Source organism: Cognatishimia sp. F0-27 (genome assembly GCF_020667845.1).
GTDB lineage: Bacteria > Pseudomonadota > Alphaproteobacteria > Rhodobacterales > Rhodobacteraceae > JAFMPQ01.
In genome coordinates this window covers 31,854-48,018 of record NZ_JAFMPQ010000030.1, presented here as the reverse complement: position 1 = coordinate 48,018, position 16,165 = coordinate 31,854, and the positions used below count along the sequence as shown (strand labels likewise).

Annotated in this window: 14 protein-coding genes; 3 read left to right on the top strand and 11 right to left on the bottom strand. The window is 61.9% G+C overall.

Translation table 11 applies throughout. From position 1 onward, the window contains the following. Positions 1–16: 16 nt before the first annotated feature. Together J1C49_RS15635 and J1C49_RS15630 are read left to right on the top strand one after the other, a co-directional pair. Positions 17–2,611 (top strand): glycosyltransferase family 2 protein, encoded by a 2,595-nt coding sequence (locus tag J1C49_RS15635; protein WP_227446775.1) that lies wholly within the window; start codon positions 17–19, stop codon positions 2,609–2,611. Continuing rightward, on the top strand, positions 2,601–3,722 hold the full coding sequence (locus J1C49_RS15630) for a hypothetical protein (protein WP_227446774.1): 1,122 nt from the start codon (positions 2,601–2,603) through the stop codon (positions 3,720–3,722). Before J1C49_RS15635 ends, J1C49_RS15630 begins: the two co-directional genes overlap by 11 nt. Positions 3,723–3,852: 130 nt before the next feature. On the opposite strand, the gene J1C49_RS15625 is transcribed toward J1C49_RS15630, so the two are convergent. From J1C49_RS15625 to J1C49_RS15575, 11 genes are all read right to left on the bottom strand, one after another. Beyond that, the gene (locus tag J1C49_RS15625; RefSeq protein ID WP_227446773.1) at positions 3,853–4,107 is read right to left on the bottom strand and encodes a hypothetical protein; all 255 of its coding nucleotides are present in this window, start codon (positions 4,105–4,107) and stop codon (positions 3,853–3,855) included. 64 nt (positions 4,108–4,171) lie between these two features. After that, positions 4,172–5,158 carry an oligopeptide/dipeptide ABC transporter ATP-binding protein gene (locus J1C49_RS15620; protein WP_227446772.1) on the bottom strand — a complete coding sequence of 329 codons (987 nt, stop codon included), beginning with the start codon at positions 5,156–5,158 and terminating at the stop codon, positions 4,172–4,174. Further along, positions 5,155–6,138, bottom strand: coding sequence for an ABC transporter ATP-binding protein (locus tag J1C49_RS15615; RefSeq protein ID WP_227446771.1), 984 nt, complete (start codon positions 6,136–6,138; stop codon positions 5,155–5,157). Before J1C49_RS15615 ends, J1C49_RS15620 begins: the two co-directional genes overlap by 4 nt. A gap of 2 nt (positions 6,139–6,140) precedes the next feature. After that, on the bottom strand, positions 6,141–7,073 hold the full coding sequence (locus J1C49_RS15610; protein WP_227446770.1) for an ABC transporter permease: 933 nt from the start codon (positions 7,071–7,073) through the stop codon (positions 6,141–6,143). A gap of 61 nt (positions 7,074–7,134) precedes the next feature. Further along, positions 7,135–8,064, bottom strand: a complete 930-nt coding sequence (locus J1C49_RS15605; protein WP_227446769.1) for an ABC transporter permease subunit — start codon at positions 8,062–8,064, stop codon at positions 7,135–7,137. Between the two features lie 168 nt (positions 8,065–8,232). Further along, entirely contained in the window at positions 8,233–9,849 is a 1,617-nt protein-coding gene (locus J1C49_RS15600; RefSeq protein ID WP_227446768.1) for a peptide ABC transporter substrate-binding protein, read from the bottom strand. Positions 9,850–10,149: 300 nt separating this feature from the next. Then, positions 10,150–10,806, bottom strand: coding sequence for a hypothetical protein (locus tag J1C49_RS15595; RefSeq protein ID WP_227446767.1), 657 nt, complete (start codon positions 10,804–10,806; stop codon positions 10,150–10,152). A 27-nt stretch (positions 10,807–10,833) separates the two neighbouring features. Continuing rightward, positions 10,834–12,234 (bottom strand): selenium-binding family protein, encoded by a 1,401-nt coding sequence (locus J1C49_RS15590; protein WP_227446766.1) that lies wholly within the window; start codon positions 12,232–12,234, stop codon positions 10,834–10,836. A gap of 615 nt (positions 12,235–12,849) precedes the next feature. Then, positions 12,850–13,113: a hypothetical protein gene (locus tag J1C49_RS15585; RefSeq protein WP_227446765.1), complete on the bottom strand. Its 264-nt coding sequence runs from the start codon at positions 13,111–13,113 to the stop codon at positions 12,850–12,852. 277 nt (positions 13,114–13,390) lie between these two features. After that, the gene (locus J1C49_RS15580) at positions 13,391–13,891 is read right to left on the bottom strand and encodes a DUF1772 domain-containing protein (RefSeq protein ID WP_227446764.1); all 501 of its coding nucleotides are present in this window, start codon (positions 13,889–13,891) and stop codon (positions 13,391–13,393) included. A gap of 32 nt (positions 13,892–13,923) precedes the next feature. After that, on the bottom strand, positions 13,924–14,751 hold the full coding sequence (locus tag J1C49_RS15575; RefSeq protein WP_227446763.1) for an SDR family oxidoreductase: 828 nt from the start codon (positions 14,749–14,751) through the stop codon (positions 13,924–13,926). 603 nt (positions 14,752–15,354) lie between these two features. On the opposite strand from J1C49_RS15575, the gene J1C49_RS15570 reads away from it, so the two are divergent. Further along, positions 15,355–15,969 (top strand): class I SAM-dependent methyltransferase, encoded by a 615-nt coding sequence (locus J1C49_RS15570; protein WP_227446762.1) that lies wholly within the window; start codon positions 15,355–15,357, stop codon positions 15,967–15,969. Positions 15,970–16,165: the final 196 nt, after the last annotated feature.

The window sequence follows — 16,165 nt, the reverse complement described above, 5'->3', positions numbered from 1 at the left end:
GCGGAGTTGAGCCCCGATGGCCGCCATTGAGATTTCCGTCATTACGCCGGCCTATAACTGCATGGCATACCTTCCGGACTGCGTCGCCTCGGTCGCGCGTCAGAAGGATGTCTCTGTAGAACATATCATTGTGGACGACCGCTCCACGGACGCGACGGCGCGGGTCATGGGCGAACTTCGCTCAATGCATCCGCATGTCCGCGACTTCCGCCTAGAGCAGAACATCGGCCAGGCACGCGTGCGGAACTTCGGCATGTCGCGGGCGAAGGGAAAATATATCCTGTTCCTCGACGCCGACGACATGCTCGAAGGGGATACGAGCCTGCGTGAGATTCTCGACAGCGCCTTGGCAAACAATGCCGATCTTGTGCATTTCCAATACAACCGGACCACGGAAAACCAAGCCCACGTGGTGCCGGCCAACAATGCGCTGACCGGCGAGCGGCTCAACGGTGTGTCGCTCCATGACACGCCAAAGCTTCTCAACAACACGTCCTGCTGGCAGATGATGTATCGGCATGACTTCCTCGATGAGGAAAAGCTGCTGTTTTCGCACCGGCTGCGCCAACGTGAAGACCGGCCGTTTTTCCTCGAATGCCTGCTTAGGGCAAAAAGCGTCAACGTGGTGCAAACGCGCGTGGTGCGGTATCGGGTGCGCCCAGACAGCACCATGAGGACGCTCAACCTCGACCAACTGGCGCTGTTCAACACCCATCTTGAGATCGTCGGCGAGCTGATGGACTCGCTTGGCGAGGGCGAAAAGGCCGAGGCGCTCCGGCGCGCGAATCTCGTTTATTACATGCACGTCACGCTGAGCTATTGGGCTCCCTTCCTCATGCGCGAGGACGTGCGGAACACGCAGGCCGCGGATGATTACGTGGCTGCCTTCGGGGCGCGCGGCTGGCGAGCGCGGGATCTTTTTGCTGACCGCATCATGGAGAACATCCCCCTGCGCCACCGGGACAGCGGGATGCTCGATGTGCTGGCGCATTTCCTGTCCACCGGGCAGAAAGACGAGGCTTTCGACCTGATCCGGTCGTCGCAGATGGCACCGCCCTCCGTGGAGCGATTGGGCATGACCTACCGCCTGCAGCGCCGCCCGGACGGGTTCGAGCTGACGCCGGAGGCGTTTGGACAGTTCGCTTCGAACATTCCGCTGTCGCCGCTGCCCATCACATCGCCGCGCGCGAACCGCCCCAAGCCCAAGCTGATCCTGCATGCCGGCGCGACCAAGACGGGCTCGTCGGTTCTCCAGAAATACCTCGAGATCAACCGCTTCCGGCTGTTGCATGATCATGGGGTCTATTACCCGATCACCGGGCTCGAAAATGGCCGTGGCGCTCGGGGCATGCGCACATCGGGGCATGCGACGCTGATCGCAGAGCTGATCAACGATCAGACGCTGCTGCTCAATGCGCTGGACGAGGAGCTGGATCAGCTCACCGTGGTGCCGCAAACGGTGATCCTTTCGGCGGAAAACATCCTGTCCTCGCGGTTTTGGGAACGGGGCAACGTCACCGGGCGGCTTGCGGCGTGGCTCAACGAAGAGCGATTCTCGGACGTGACCGTCTTGTCGCTGCTGCGGGCGCCCTTTGACTGGCTCGAATCCATGTATGGCGAGAGCATCGCCTCGCCCGGCCTGCGGCTCACGCAGACCCCGGCGGAATTCAAACGCGAGCAGGAAGCCGAAGGCCTTCTGGATTTCGATCTGGTCGGCAACGCTTTCCAGGGCGGCATGCCCTACGCCAATCTGGTGTTCCGCAGCTACGACACGCTGCGCGCGCTAGACAAGGACGTGGTCCAGGAGTTCTTCAACGCGACCGGCCTTGGCGAAATCGAGGCGGACAGTTATGACCGCCCGTCGGGGCGCTTTGCCAACCGGTCAATCTCGAAGCCCGGCCTGCGCATGATCCGCACCGCCAATGCGATCCCGCTTGAACGGGAGCCCGCGGCCCAGTTGAACGCGCGCATCATTGCCCTGAGCGACACCATGGAAACGGAGCCGGCCTACTTCTTCGACACCGAGGCCGCGACCGTTATCAAGGACAAGTATCGCGCCAATGCCGAGGCGTTCTTTGCCCATCACCATCCCGATTTCGCGCCGGAGCACCTCAAATCCGTTGAGGGGCGCAAGAACATCGAGGATGTCCCCTTTGCCATGACCGGCCCGGCGTTCGACGAGATCACCGCAGCCATCGCGCAAGCGCGGGCTTGGAAGCCGGAAGCCGCCGATGTGCGGGTCGAGCCGCCGCACGAGGTCGACAAGCGCGTTCCGGCGCTTTTCGAGGCCTATATCGACGCGCTTCCCATGCACGAACGCAACGCGCCCGGAACCGCCGAGCGGATCGAGGCCGGGCGTGCGATCCTCGCTTCCGGTTTGTTCGACGGGGCCTATTACCTGCAACAGGCGCCTGAGGCGCTTGGGCATCGCGGCGGCCCGTTGATGCATTACATCGAAACCGCGCGACGCCTGTTGCTCGACCCGAACCGAAACTTCTCGACGCGTGATTATCTGATCGTCAATCTCGACGTGGCCAAGAGCGAGATCAACCCGTTCTATCATTACGTCAGCTTCGGCAAAGCGGAAGGACGCCAACTCATTGCGGCTTGATCCACAGATCGACATCATCATGCGGGCGCATGAGGAGCGGCAACTGCCGGAGCTTCGACGCGCCGTGCGCTCCGTGGCCGAGCAGATTTTTGATCACCCCGTTCGGATCCTGCTTGAAACGTCCAATTTCGGCAAAAAGCTCTCGCTGCCGGATCTCGTGGAAGAAGAGCTCTGCCCGCCGACGCTGTCATTCATGCATCACGATGTGCCGTATGCACATGACAGTCGGTTTGTCCTGTTGCGCAGTGGAATCGAGCGCGCAACGGCGCCGTGGCTCTATTTTCTGGATTGTGACGACTGTCTGAAACCCTTGGGCCTGTCGACGCTGTGGCAGGCCGGGGAAGAAAGCGGCGCGCATCTTGTCATTGCCAATGTCGATCTGGTCACCAATGCGGGCAAGCGGGTGTCGCGCGCGCCCTATCGGCAAGGTCCGGTGTCCACCCTGTCGCTGCTGAAGCACAACACCGTGCCGTTCAACGCGATCCTCGTCGCGCGCGAGGCCGCTGTCACCGCCATTGCAGACAGCCCTGCCCTGTCGCTCTTCGAGGATTACGGGCTTGTGCTGTCGCTTCTGTCGCAGGCGCCCCCGCATGTTCTGCCGCATGAAACAACGGTCGCGGAATACCACGCCGGCACCGCGCAATCGACGAAATACGGTGTGCGCCGTGCGTTTTCCTTGGCCACGATCGAAAAGCACAAGGCATCGCTCACCTTCCCGATCCATGGTGCGGACCTGATCTCCAAGGCACGCGACCCGGTCCGAGAACAGGCCGATGCCACGCTTCTGGCCGCGCTCCCGGAGGTGCCGCTCGCGGCGACACCGGTGGAGGGTTTTGTCGAATACGAGCCCATGTCGGATGGCACGGTGCGGCTGGACGGGTGGTGTCAGAACAGCAAAAAGCCCAAGGATCCGATCTTTGCCGTCTATGCCGCCTTGGATCCAAAGCACGCGGTCCTGCTGAGCGAGCGCAGCACGCGATCCGACGTGAACATGGCCCGCAAGACGAAGGCGGAGAAGCAAGGCTTTTCCGGCACCGTACCGGACAGCGGCAATGTGACGGTCTGGATCGTGCATGACGGCAAGAAAAGCAGGCTTCCCAAGCCGTTTTGAGCCCGACTGGCAAGAGTGGCCCGCGCGCCGTGCTCTCCTGAACAACCCGATTTTTCGGTTTTTACCCCTGCAAATACACGATCAGGCGGCCTGACCAGCCCTTGGACGGGGCTGACAGGTTAGCTCGCGCTCACACAGTCAGGCCCGCCCCAAGGTCACGATAAGGCATCTTCGGGTAATGCCCCAACGCGGCGCACGCATGATCACGCTGGACGAACGGGTTGTTGACCGGCCACCTATGGTTGACCAGGTCAAAGTCAAAGACCCGACACACCCCCGCGGTGACTGTCACCACGATGCTGTCAGGGATCAGCCCCGCCCGGTTGGCGCCCGTGGCGATAAACGCGTCCTTGGCGCGGTTGACGGGGTCAGTAGGGTCGACCATGCAGTGACTGTCCCGGAGTCGCGTATCCGTGCGTCAGCACTGCCCCCACGCGAGGAACGCGGGTTCAGACAGGCTCCGGTTCAGCCCGAATGCAGGCGACGGCCCGATCCCCGCTGTCGATCAGCGGTGGGCGTGCCGCCCTACAGGCGGGCAGCGCCACTGGGCAGCGCGCTTCAAAAAGGCAGCCTTGCGGCAAGTCAAGCGGGCTTGGCAGATCCCCTTTCAGAACCTGCGGCGACAGCCTGGCATCCGGGTCCGGAACAGGCACCGCCGACAACAATGCCTTGCTGTAAGGGTGACGTGGATCCGCAACAAGGTCTCCCGCCGGCGCGCGCTCCATCATGCCACCCATATACATGACAAGCACGGTGTCCGAGATGTGGCGCACAACGCCAAGGTCATGTGCGACAAACACAAGCGCAACGCCCATCTCACGCTGCAACTCCTTGAGAAGATTGATGACCTGAGCCTGAATGGACACATCAAGCGCAGAAACCGGCTCATCGCACAAAAGCACGCGAGGCTGCGCCACCAGCGCCCGGGCGATCCCGATGCGTTGGCATTGCCCACCGGAAAACTCATGCGGAAACCGGTTTGCCAGATTGGCAGAAATACCCACCCGCTCCAGCATATCCATCGCCACACGGCGCCGCGCGGTACCGTCAAGCTTTGGGCGGAAATAGACCAACGGTTCGGAGACGATATCGCGGATGGTCATGCGCGGATTGAGCGAGGAAACCGGGTCCTGAAAGACCATCTGAACCCGCGCGCGCAGGCGTTGCAGACTGGCCCGGTTGGCGTAATCCACCGGTTCCCCATCGAGCAGGACCTGCCCGCGATCAAGCGGCGTCAGCCCCGCAATGGCGCGGATCAGGGTTGACTTGCCACAGCCGGATTCACCCACAACGCCCAGCGTCCGACCCGGATCGAGTGTCAGGCTCACGCCATTGACCGCCTTCACCTGTCCGGGTTTGGACCATGGCCAGCGCTTCGTCTGGCGCGCAACGAACCGCACGTGGAGGTCGTTGGCCTGCAACACCGGCCCGCTCACGTCAACGCCTCCACCGGGCGCAAGCAGGCGCGACGGGACGCGGTGCCCGCATGCGGTTCAAGCATGGGCAGTGTCTCGAAACAGGCGGTGACTGCGTCCTCACAGCGCGGCGCAAAAGGACAGGCGCGCGGCGGATGCGTCTGGTTTGGCGGACTGCCGGGGATCGCGGCAAGGGTTGCAGACGGATCGTTGATATTCGGGACGGCGCGCAGCAGCCCGCGGGTATAAGGGTGCCCCGGTGCCCTGAAGAGGGCACGCGTCGGCGCGGTTTCCATCACCCGGCCACCATAAAGCACAAGCGTGTCCTCACAGAAGCCTGCGACAACACCAAGATCATGGGTGATGAGCACGATCGCCGTGCCCATCGCCTGTTGTACCTCGGCGAGCAACTCCATGATCTGGGCTTGAACCGTCACGTCAAGCGCCGTGGTCGGCTCATCGGCGAGGATCAGTGCCGGCCGGCACATCAAGGCCATGGCAATGACGATCCGCTGTCGCATCCCGCCGGAAAACTCGTGCGGATAGGCGCGCAACCGGGCACGTGCGTCGGGGATCTTCACCGCGTCCATCACCTCCAGCGCCCGCGCCCGTCCCTGTGACCGGCTCATCCCCTCATGCAGTTCGACCACCTCCGAAAGCTGGCGCTCGATTGTCATGTAGGGATTGAGGGCGCTCATCGGATCCTGGAAAATCATCGCGATCTCGCGGGCACGGATCTTGTTGATCTCGGCAGCGGGCATCGCCAACAGATCGCGCCCCTTCCAGAGCGCCGCCCCTTCGACCTCCGCGTTCCGCGCCAGCAGCCCGAGGATTGACAGGGCGATCTGGCTCTTGCCCGACCCGCTTTCCCCGACGATGGCCAGCCTCTGTCCCGCGTGCATGTCAAAGCTCACGTCATTGACCGCATAAACCATCCCGTCGCCGGTGCGAAACCGGATCGAAAGGTTCTTGACGGACAGGATCGGATCGGCGCCCGTCATTCTCAACGGTCCTTCGGGTCGAGCGCGTCGCGCAGCCCGTCGCCGATGTAGTAGAGCGACACCTGCGCAATCACGAAAAACGCCGCAGGAAAAGCCAGTTGCCAAAGCGTGCCGAAGGTCATCGTCCGCGCCCCTTCGGAAATCAGCGCGCCCCAGGAGGTATTCGGTTCCTGAATGCCCACCCCAAGAAAGGAAACCAGGCTTTCGGCCATGATGACCTCGGGAATCGTCAGCGAGGTGTAGATCACGATGACCCAGAGGATATTGGGCAGCAGGTGTTTGAAGAGGATCGCCGCATCGCTCATCCCCAACATGCGCGCGGCGTCCACGAATTCGCGGTTCTTCAGAAGCATCACCTGTCCGCGCACGATCAACAGCCCCGCAGTCCAGTTTACGATGATGATGACGAGGATCATCTGTGTCAGCGAGCGGCCAAAGAACGCCTGCCAGACCACGAAGAAGATGATGTACGGGATCGAGATCCAGATCGTATAGAGCCCCATCACCATCTGGTCGAACTTGCCGCCGTAATAGCCCGCAAGCGCGCCGATCGTGGCCCCCAGCATGACCGAAAGCGGCCCCGCGACAAAGCCGACCATGAGCGAAGTCTGGCTGCCCTGCACCACCCGAGCAAACAGATCGCGGCCGAGGTCATCCACTCCGAAATAATGCCCGTTCTCCCAGCTTGGCCCCCCCTCGGTCTTGACCTTGCCAAGCACGGCCCAGTCGATCTCCTCGTAGCTCCAGGCGGCAAAGGCGTGGCCGAACAGCGCAAAAAGCACAAGCCCCAGCAGCATGAAGATCGACACCACGGCCATCCGGTTGCGCAAAAACCGCCCGCGCGCATCGGCCCAGAAAGACCGGCTTGTGATCATCTCTTCTGCCGCGTCCTCGGCAAATTGACGGCTCATCAGGCGTTTGCTGGATTGGCTCATGCGCGCGCGCCGCAGTCGATTGCCGCGAGGCCGCCCGACGGGCGGATGAGCACGCGCGGGCTCATAATTGCGACCGCACTTTCGGATCGATCCATGCGTAGAGCAGATCGAGCAACAGCGTGAGCACGAAGGTCAGCATCGCGTAGAGGACCGCCAGCCCGAGCAGGATTGAATAGTCCCGCGCATAGGCGCCGTCGATGAAATCCTGCCCGATCCCGCCGGTTGAAAAGAAGATATCGATGAAGACCGATCCGGTGATCATGTAGACAAAAACCGGCCCCATATAGGTCAGCGTCGGCAGAAGCGCGGGTTTGAGCGCATGGCGCAGGATGATCGTGCGCTCCGGCAGGCCCTTGGCGCGCGCGGTCCGGATATAAGGCGCGTTGAGCACCTCGAGCATCGAGCCGCGGGTCAGTCGCGCAACACCGGCCATGTAGGACGTCCCAAGCGCCACGGCCGGCATGATGACGTATTGCCATTGCCCCCCGTTCCAGCCACCGCCCGGCAACAGCCCCCAGGACAGCGTGAACAAAAGCACCATGATCGGCGCCAGTACGAAATTCGGGAAGATCTGCGAAAAGATCGCAAGCCCCGTCATCGTGTAGTCCCAGAAACTGTTGTGGCGCAGGGCCGCAATGATCCCCAGCGGCACACCACAAACGAGAACAAACACCGCCGACCAGAAACCGTAGGTGAGTGTGACCGGAAACCCCTGCGCTATCACGTCGTTCACGCTGCGGTCCTTTTGCGAGAAGGACGGTCCGAAATCAAAACAACAGACGATGTTCTTGATGTAGGTCCAGAGCTGCACATGGAGCGGCTCGTCCATGCCGTAGCGTTCCAGCACGTTCTGCATCACCGCCGGTGGCAAAGGCCGCTCCGAGGTGAACGGCCCGCCGGGCGCGAGACGCATCAGGTAGAAAGACACGACGATGAGCAAGAGCAACGTGGGCACCACGGCCAAAAGCCGGCGCAGGGTGTAGTTCAGCATGGGCCCTCACCGGCACGAAGGCACAGTGGGAAGCCCGCTCTACGACCAGCGGTGCACCGGCACGCGATGCGACGCGACGCGATGCAATGCGCATGCCTGCACCGGAGCGTTGCGCCTGTGCTCACGCCCGGCGGCTCCGGTCTGCCCAGATGCGCCATAGCGGACCAGTCATTCGGCAACCTTGAAAAGGTCCTTTGAATACCAGGTCTGCTCCACGTTGTCGACGGGCCAGCCCTGGATGGCGGCATTCAGCATCATGTTGGTGGAGTAGTGGTAAACCGGAATGACCGGCATCTCGTCGGCGAGGATCTGTTCCACCTCCGTATAAAGCGGCATCGTGTCCTGCGAGGATTTGGCCGCCGCCATCAGTGCGTCGACCCGCGCATTGGAATATTGCCCGTCGTTGTAACCGGAGGGCGTGGTCAGTAGGTCAAGGAACGTCGACGCCTCGTTATAGTCGCCGCACCACGCACCGCGGGCCATCTCGAAATTCTGCGCCCCGCGGTTTTCGAGAAAGACCTTCCATTCCTGGTTTTCCAGCGTCACGGCCACGCCGAGTTTCTGCTTCCACATCTGCGATGCGACGATGGCCACTTGCTGATGCGCTTCGGACGTATTGTAGAGATAGGTGAAGCTGAGCGGCTCCCCGCCCTCACCATAGCCCGCCTCGGCCAGCAATTCCCTGGCCTTCGCATCCCGTTCGGCCTGGGTCATGCCGGCATAGTCGACACGCGGGATCTCGAACCCGGCAGTGGCGCCCGGCGTAAAGGTATAGGCCGGAAACTGCCCGCCTTGCAGCACGGCGTTCACGATCACATCCCGATCCAGCGCGTAAGACAACGCCTGCCGCACGCGCACGTCCTGAAACGCCTCCGGACCGCTGTCGAGGTTGAAGGTGAAATAGTAGTTGCACAGCCGAGGCAGCGCATAGGCTTCGTCGGGGAATTCTTCCTTGAGCGTCGGGTATTGCCCCGCGGGGATCTCGGTCTTGTCAACCTCGCCCGCACGCCAGCGCGTCAGCGCCTGCGCATCGTCTCCGATAACGAGCGTCACGACCCGGTCGAGCACGGTGTTCTCGTCATCCCAATACATCGCGTTGCGCTCCCGCACGGACCGCTCCTTTGGCACGTGTTCGGTCAGCACATAGGCCCCGTTGGAGACCATGTTTCCCGGTCGCGTCCAAGCGCTGCCATGCTCTTCGATGGCCCAGCGCGGGGCGGGAAAGGTGGTCGCGTGGCTGACCATCTTGTCGAAATAGGGCAAAGGCTGGCTCAACTCGACGCGAAGCGTGTAGTCGTCCGGAGCAAAAACCCCGAGATCGGTGTTGGGCAGGTCGCCCGCGATGATCTCCGCGCCGTTCTCGATCGACATCAGCTCCATGTACCACGCGTAGGGAGACGCCAGTTCAGGATCGACCGCACGCTGCCATGCGTAGACAAAGTCACCGGCGGTCACGGGCCTGCCATCGGACCATTTGGCATCTTCGCGCAGCCGGAACGTATAGACCGTGTTGTCTTCGCTGACCGAATGGCTCAGCGCGACCCCTGGAATGATGTTGCCCGCGGCATCCTGATTGTAGAGACCTTCGAAAAGGTCGCGCACCACCTCGGAGCCGTTCACATCCTCGACCACCTGCGGGTCGAATGACGAAAACTCATCCAGCACCCGATAGGTGAAGGTTTGCTCTTCCGCGAGCGTCGTGCCTTCGGGCACATCGGCGGCAAAAGCCTGCACCATCAGCGTGGAGGACAAGAGCGTGGCAAGCAGCATCGAGCGGCGGTTCATCGGAATCTCCCAGTGGTTGTGGCGCGTTGCACCAGCTTGCCCCAGCGCGTCCTTTCTACAAAGACAAAATTCCCTGTGTGAGGGCAATTTGCGGGGCGAACCTTGCGGCACCCATGGAGGATCGCGGGAGTGACACGCAGACAAGGCTGCTCCCGCCGGAGAGGCAACATGTCTTCTCGTTTTCCGGCAGCACCAAGCAATCCGGCAGCGCCCGGCATGGCGCGTCACGGCGACGTCTGTGATGGTTCCGGCGCTGAAATGATGGCAGCGATACAGGCTTTGGCGCGGCCAGACATCCCTTCAGTGTCCGGTATAGGCCGACAACACGCCAAAGAGCCCCACGCAGACGAGGCTCAAGGCCCAGACCGTATCGAGGTTGAACCATGTCCTCGACAGGAATTTCAGCCCGAGCCAGAAATAGACAAAGACCGCGATGGCACCGCCTGCAAGCGTCATGGCGGCGGTGTGCAGAGCCGCCACCTGAAAGGCAATACCGATATCGGCGCGCATCAAGGCAGACGCAGCAAGGTGGCCCGTGTCATCCGGCGCGATGGCGCAAATGCCAAGGTAGATGGGCACAAGCATCAGCCCCGCCCCATGCGCCATGGCCGCCAGAAAGGACCACAATGCAAGCCGGGCGGGATGCACCCGCGCAAGAATGCGCGGATGACGCCGGTTGATCAGCAGATAGCCCCCCATCGCCATCACAAGCAGACCCGCGCCAATACGGATTTCAACCTCCCAGTTCACGAGCACGATCATCATCGAAAACGGCAGCAGGATTGCCAGCATCGCGAGGCAATGACCCAGCGCCAGAAGGCCCAACGCACGCGGCAACGCCCAGCCGCGCCGCTCCATGAGCGCCGCAGACACCGCCAGCGGCCAGCCCATCCCCGGGTTCACGCCGTGATAGAGGCCGGAAAAAATGACGGCCCACCAAAGGGCCGCCACAGACATGTCTTCAAGTCCCATTCCGCGATTTGTCTAGACGGACGGGTAACAGAAGCTGTCGGTCGAACAATCGCCCCCCTCCAGACGGATCTGGTGGCTGCGATAGCCCTTGGGGAAGTCGATGTAAAAATCGGGATCGAGCGTCAGACCGCCCTCCTTGCCGACGCGCGCCATCACCATCTGCCCGCCTTCGTCATCGGGATAGAACTGGTCGTCCCAGGTAGAATAGAGCGAGTTCGTCCAGTAAACGCGCTCGCCATCACGGCTGATCTCGACCATCTGGGGTCCATAGACAAAGGGCTTGCCATTCGGGTGTTTGGCCCCGCGTGCGATACCGCCCAGCTCGACCTTGCCCGCAAGCACCGGGTTCATCGGATCAGACACGTCGTATTGATGCATCTCTCCCAAGCCCCAGCACGCGACATAGAGGTATTTGTCGTCAAGGCTAAGGTCGATATCGGTCACCAGCGGTGGCACCGCGCCGAACCCTTGAAGCAGGGGCGGCAAGTTCTCGGGGTCTTCGGGGCGCGGATCGATGGTGATGGTTTTCTTGGCCTGCCACGTGCCGTCGTCACCACGCCACCACGTAAAGATTGCACCCTGAAGGTTGGTCGTATCAACCACCACACCACAGAACCCATAGGATTTGGTTGGATCATGGGCGGGCCGGATCTCCAGCGCCATCTGGTAGTTCTCACCGAAATCGATGGTTTGCACGTTCTTGCGCGCGCGCAGATCCCAGAAATGGATCGAATGACCGTATTTGTTGCTGAGCAGATCCTCGGGAACGACACCGTTCTCGAATTGCGGCGGCAGCCCCCATTCGGAGCTGACCATGTAGTCCTGCGGCAGGTTCCACCAGAAATCATAATGCTTGTCCTGCTTGCCGCGATCCATCTCGTAGCGGCCGATCACATCGAACGTCTCACAATCCATGATGAAGATGCCCGGCGGTCCATCCGTGCCGTCGGCGCCGGCCCCGCCAAGGGTCGAGACATAGATGCCTTCGGGTCCGCAGTGGATGGTATGGGGGCGCGAATAGCCGGTCTTTTCAAAGATTTCCTCGGGTTCGATGACCTTGTGAATTTTCGCTTCCAGCGGCTCTTTCACATCGATCACATAAACCCTGCTGGACCGGATGCCCGGAACGATCAGGTAGCGGCGCTCCAGAAAGGCATGGCCCGTGAGCGGCGACAGCGCAGAGGAACAGGCGTTCCAGCCGAAATGGTGAAACTCGTCACCCTTGGTCGGGACAACCACCTGATGCACGATCTGCCCATAAGTGTCGGACCTGGGGTTGAGATCAACCACCGCGATGCCGTCAGATTGCGATCCGTCCGGACTCAGCATCACGGTAAAGGCGTAATTCTCGACTGGCGCTTGCATGGCCAATTTGGGCGACGCGTGAAACGTCGGGTCTGGTCTCAAATTCATGTCCATCTCCTCCCTTGGATGATGCCCCGGAACCAAATGGGGGTGAAAAACTCGATACTATTGTCTCTTAAATTCAACTGGTTGAGCGGATATCCGGCGCTCCACCACAGGCGAAAAGCAAGGCCCACGCCGCGTCGTATCCGGGTGCAGAACGGTTTCACGGGCATGGCACCCCAACCCCATCAGGCCCTCCCCGATTTTGCGATTGGCCCCATGCGGGCGATCAGCACCGCACAGACCAAGCCGATGCGGCGCGCACCGAAGCGGTCACGACCAGACCAAAACGCGCTCAAGGCGCACGCAACCTGAGAGTAAAAACCGGCGCTCGATGCGCGTGCTGGATCATGACCGCACTCATGCCCAGAAGACTGTCGCAAAAAGATGATTCCGGGAAGGTTTGTTTTCAATCCGCCCAAAAATGCGGCAAAGCTTCTTGGAGTGGCAGCCTAACCGGGTTGCGGAGGGCGCGCAGGCGTCTCGGGAATGCGGCTCTTGAAACACCAAAAAACCGGCAACGCGAGCTGCCGGTTTTGAACCAGTCTGGTTCTTGCAGTGTCAGGACGTTGTCACGCCGCCCAGAGGGATGGTCGCAACCGAACCGCGGGCATCATGAGGTCACAACAGAACGCTGATCACCAACAGGTTGGGAATGACGAAGATCGACGCAATGCAGACAAGCTTGGCCCAATGCGCCGCCACCTGAAACATGCGGTTTTCTTCCATCGCGTCGCCATAGGCCATCGCCGCGAAAAACAACGCCCCGGCCTGGCCCTGTTCGATCTTGCGATTGTGCTCGAGCGCGGCACGGGCCGCCTGATAGCGCGCATCCAGGGCGCGCGCTTCTTCCACGGATTCAAGACGGTCGTCTACGTTCGACATGGGGTCCCTCCTTACAACACTGCGCAAGATGGGGCGCATATTGGCGACGACAAGGAAGAATTGCATGTTCAAGGCAAGGCAAGAGCGTGTTTTACCGGCCAATTCGGGACATCGGCAAAGCGGATCATGGCGGACGGGCGCCAGGCGGTCTCGGATCTGCGTTGGATTTAGCCCGGTTCCCTCCGGAATTGCACGATTCTGCCACTCCAACGCCCGCCAGCGCCGATGATGGTCAGCGCAGGGGGGCTTGGCGCGCATCATCGCAGCGCGGGCGCCTTCACGAACCTGCCGCGCGAAGCAATGGCGCAACGAGCCCTGCCTGCGAAGCGATTGCGGCCAAGAGACAGGCCACTGCGCGCACTGTATTCCAGGCCGTCCAGCGCGGCACATAGATACCACGCCAGTAATGCTCCATTTCCGCGCTGTGCGAGGCAAAATCTGCAAGCGCGGTGTTCATCGGAACATTGACGAAAGCCGTGACCGCAAAGCACCCCGAAAGGTAGAGCGCGCCGCCACAAGCCATGAGCACGCCGGAGACGCCGCTCTCGACCCGCAGCCCGTAGACGATCCAAGCCAGCGACACCGGGACAAGGGCAAGGAACAGCGCCATGAAGATCCAGCGAAAGACCGCGCGGTTGATGATCTGCATGGTTGCAGCCCCCTGCCCCGCACGGGTCAATGCGCGCATGATGAAATCCGAAAAGGCGAGGAACACGCCGCCGACAACGGCATAGGCAAGGATTGTGCCGTTCATCAGCACAATGATGGGGAAAGACATCGGCGCATCTCCTTTTTGTGACCGGGCACGTCTTACGCCGCAGCACGCCACGCGCCTGCCTGCGCGGCGACACGTGCGAAATCCGCAAAATCGCGCGGCGCGCGGCCCAGCGCCTCGACGACACCAGTGCCGAGACATGCGTTGCGTCCATCCAGCGTTTCCCGGGCGATCGCGGTGAAAACATCGGCAACAAAGGTGCCCCCGTTTTGGGAAAGGGAGGCGTGAAATGCTTCGAAGGAAATCGGAAGATAAGCGATATCGCGCCCGATTGCCTCGCTGAGGATCGCGGCCATGTCCGCAAACCCCAATAGCCGTGGTCCGGTCACCTCGTAAAGCATATTGGCATGGCGCGGCTCCGTGAGTGCCGCAACGGCGACATCGGCAATGTCTTCCACGTCGATGATGGGTTCCTGAACGGCCCCGCCCGGCATTGGCATCACCCCGTCTAGGATCGGAGCCCGCAGGTAGCCTTCGGAGAAATTCTGGGCAAACCAGGCCGCGCGGATCAGCGTGTATTCCACCCCGGACGCCCGGACGGCCTCTTCGCCCAAGCGCGCGTGATGCTCTCCGCGTCCCGACAAGAGCACCAGCCGCCCAAGGCCCGCTGCGCGCGCAGTTTCGGCCAGCTTGGCGACGCGCTCTACCGCGCCGGGAAAGGCGAGATCCGGAAAATAGGTCACGTAGGCGGCCCGAGCGCCTTCGAGAGCGGCCTCCCAGGTCTCTGGCTTGTCCCAATCGAACGGGGTGGGAGCCGTGCGGGATGCCCGGCGCACGGGCATTTTCCGGGCATCGAGGCGCTGCGCCACACGGCGACCGGTTTTCCCCGTGGCACCGATGATGAGATAAGGATTGTCTGTCATGGTTCTGATCTCCTGAAGTGAAAGAGGCATGCCTGCGTGCAGCAGGCCCGATGCAGGCATGGCTCTTGGATGATGGACATGAGTGCGATTGGGCGCGCTGACCCGGTGCGCCAAGCAAGGTCTGGCGGAGGCCATCGACGCGCGAAGGGGCGCGGACTGGCAAGGCGCGCGCGCGAAAGCTGCTGTCTCCCTGGTTGCGATTGGTGGGCCCGGTATCCCGCATCTGGCCGCTGCCTGTCTTGACCGTCGCCGCCAGTGATTTGACAGTCGCCGCCAATCGCATCCCGGATCGCCCTGAACGAGGCCCGGCACGGGCCTTAGGCTTTCTGAACTCCGGCTCCATACCGGTCGGTCAAACGCTCAGCCGTGTATTCGTTGCCTGCCGAGTTTCCGAAGCATTCCGCGCATGCCATGTCGACAACACCCGCGCACCCTTCTATCTTTTCGGCACAGCGCGTCCGCGATCGCGAGCCCGTAAACGCCGGAGACCGGAGTTTCGGGCGAGCGGAACCGGACGGAACCTTGTGTTCAAGGGCTCATGCGGGGGACGCGTCGCTTGGCCAATTCCGGCCGAGACCAATTTAGGGCCCGATCAGGTGCACCATGACTGAAACCGCCTCCGGTCGGGAAGGACTCAAGAAACAGGCCGCCGCGGCGTGGATGTTCGGTCGCGAGTGGGTGCGGGAACCGCGCAAGGTTGGCGCTATCGTGCCCTCAAGCCAGGCACTGGCCCGCGCGATCACCGAAGGGATCGGCCCACAGGACGGGCCGGTCATCGAACTTGGACCCGGAACCGGCGTTTTCACCGCCGCCCTGCTTCAACGCGGCCTCCCCGCCGATCAGATTGCCGCCATCGAAGCCAATCCAACCTTTGCCGACGCCTTGCGCCTGCGGTTTCCCGGTGTCGCGATCATTCATGGCTCGGCAACCCGCACCCACAGTCTGACCCCTTTTGCCGCTCAAAGCGTCGGGACCATCATCTGCGGTCTGCCATTGCTGTCGATCCCGCCACAGATCACGTTCCGGATCCTGCACAGCAGCTTTGTCGCGCTCAAACCCGGCGGCACGGTGCGGCTTTTTACATATGGTCACAAATGCCCCGCGCCACAGAACATGCTGAAGCGGCTCGGGCTGACATCGCGGCGACTGCAGTTCATTCCAATGAACGTGCCTCCGGCTTCGGTGTTTGTGGTGGAGCGAGGTTCCGACAGGCGCTGAGCCGGAACCCGAGACGGGTCTGGACGGGATCGTGCCGGCGGGCGGTGCCGAGGTGCCATCCCTGCGGACCCCGCTCCCATGGTTCGAAATCACCCATCATGGGCCGAAACAAGCCATTCTTGCCCGCTCCCCCTAGGCAAGTCCCAGAGCGCCCGGTCCGCCACCGGCAGAGTGGTCCCGCACCGCTTTCTGCCAT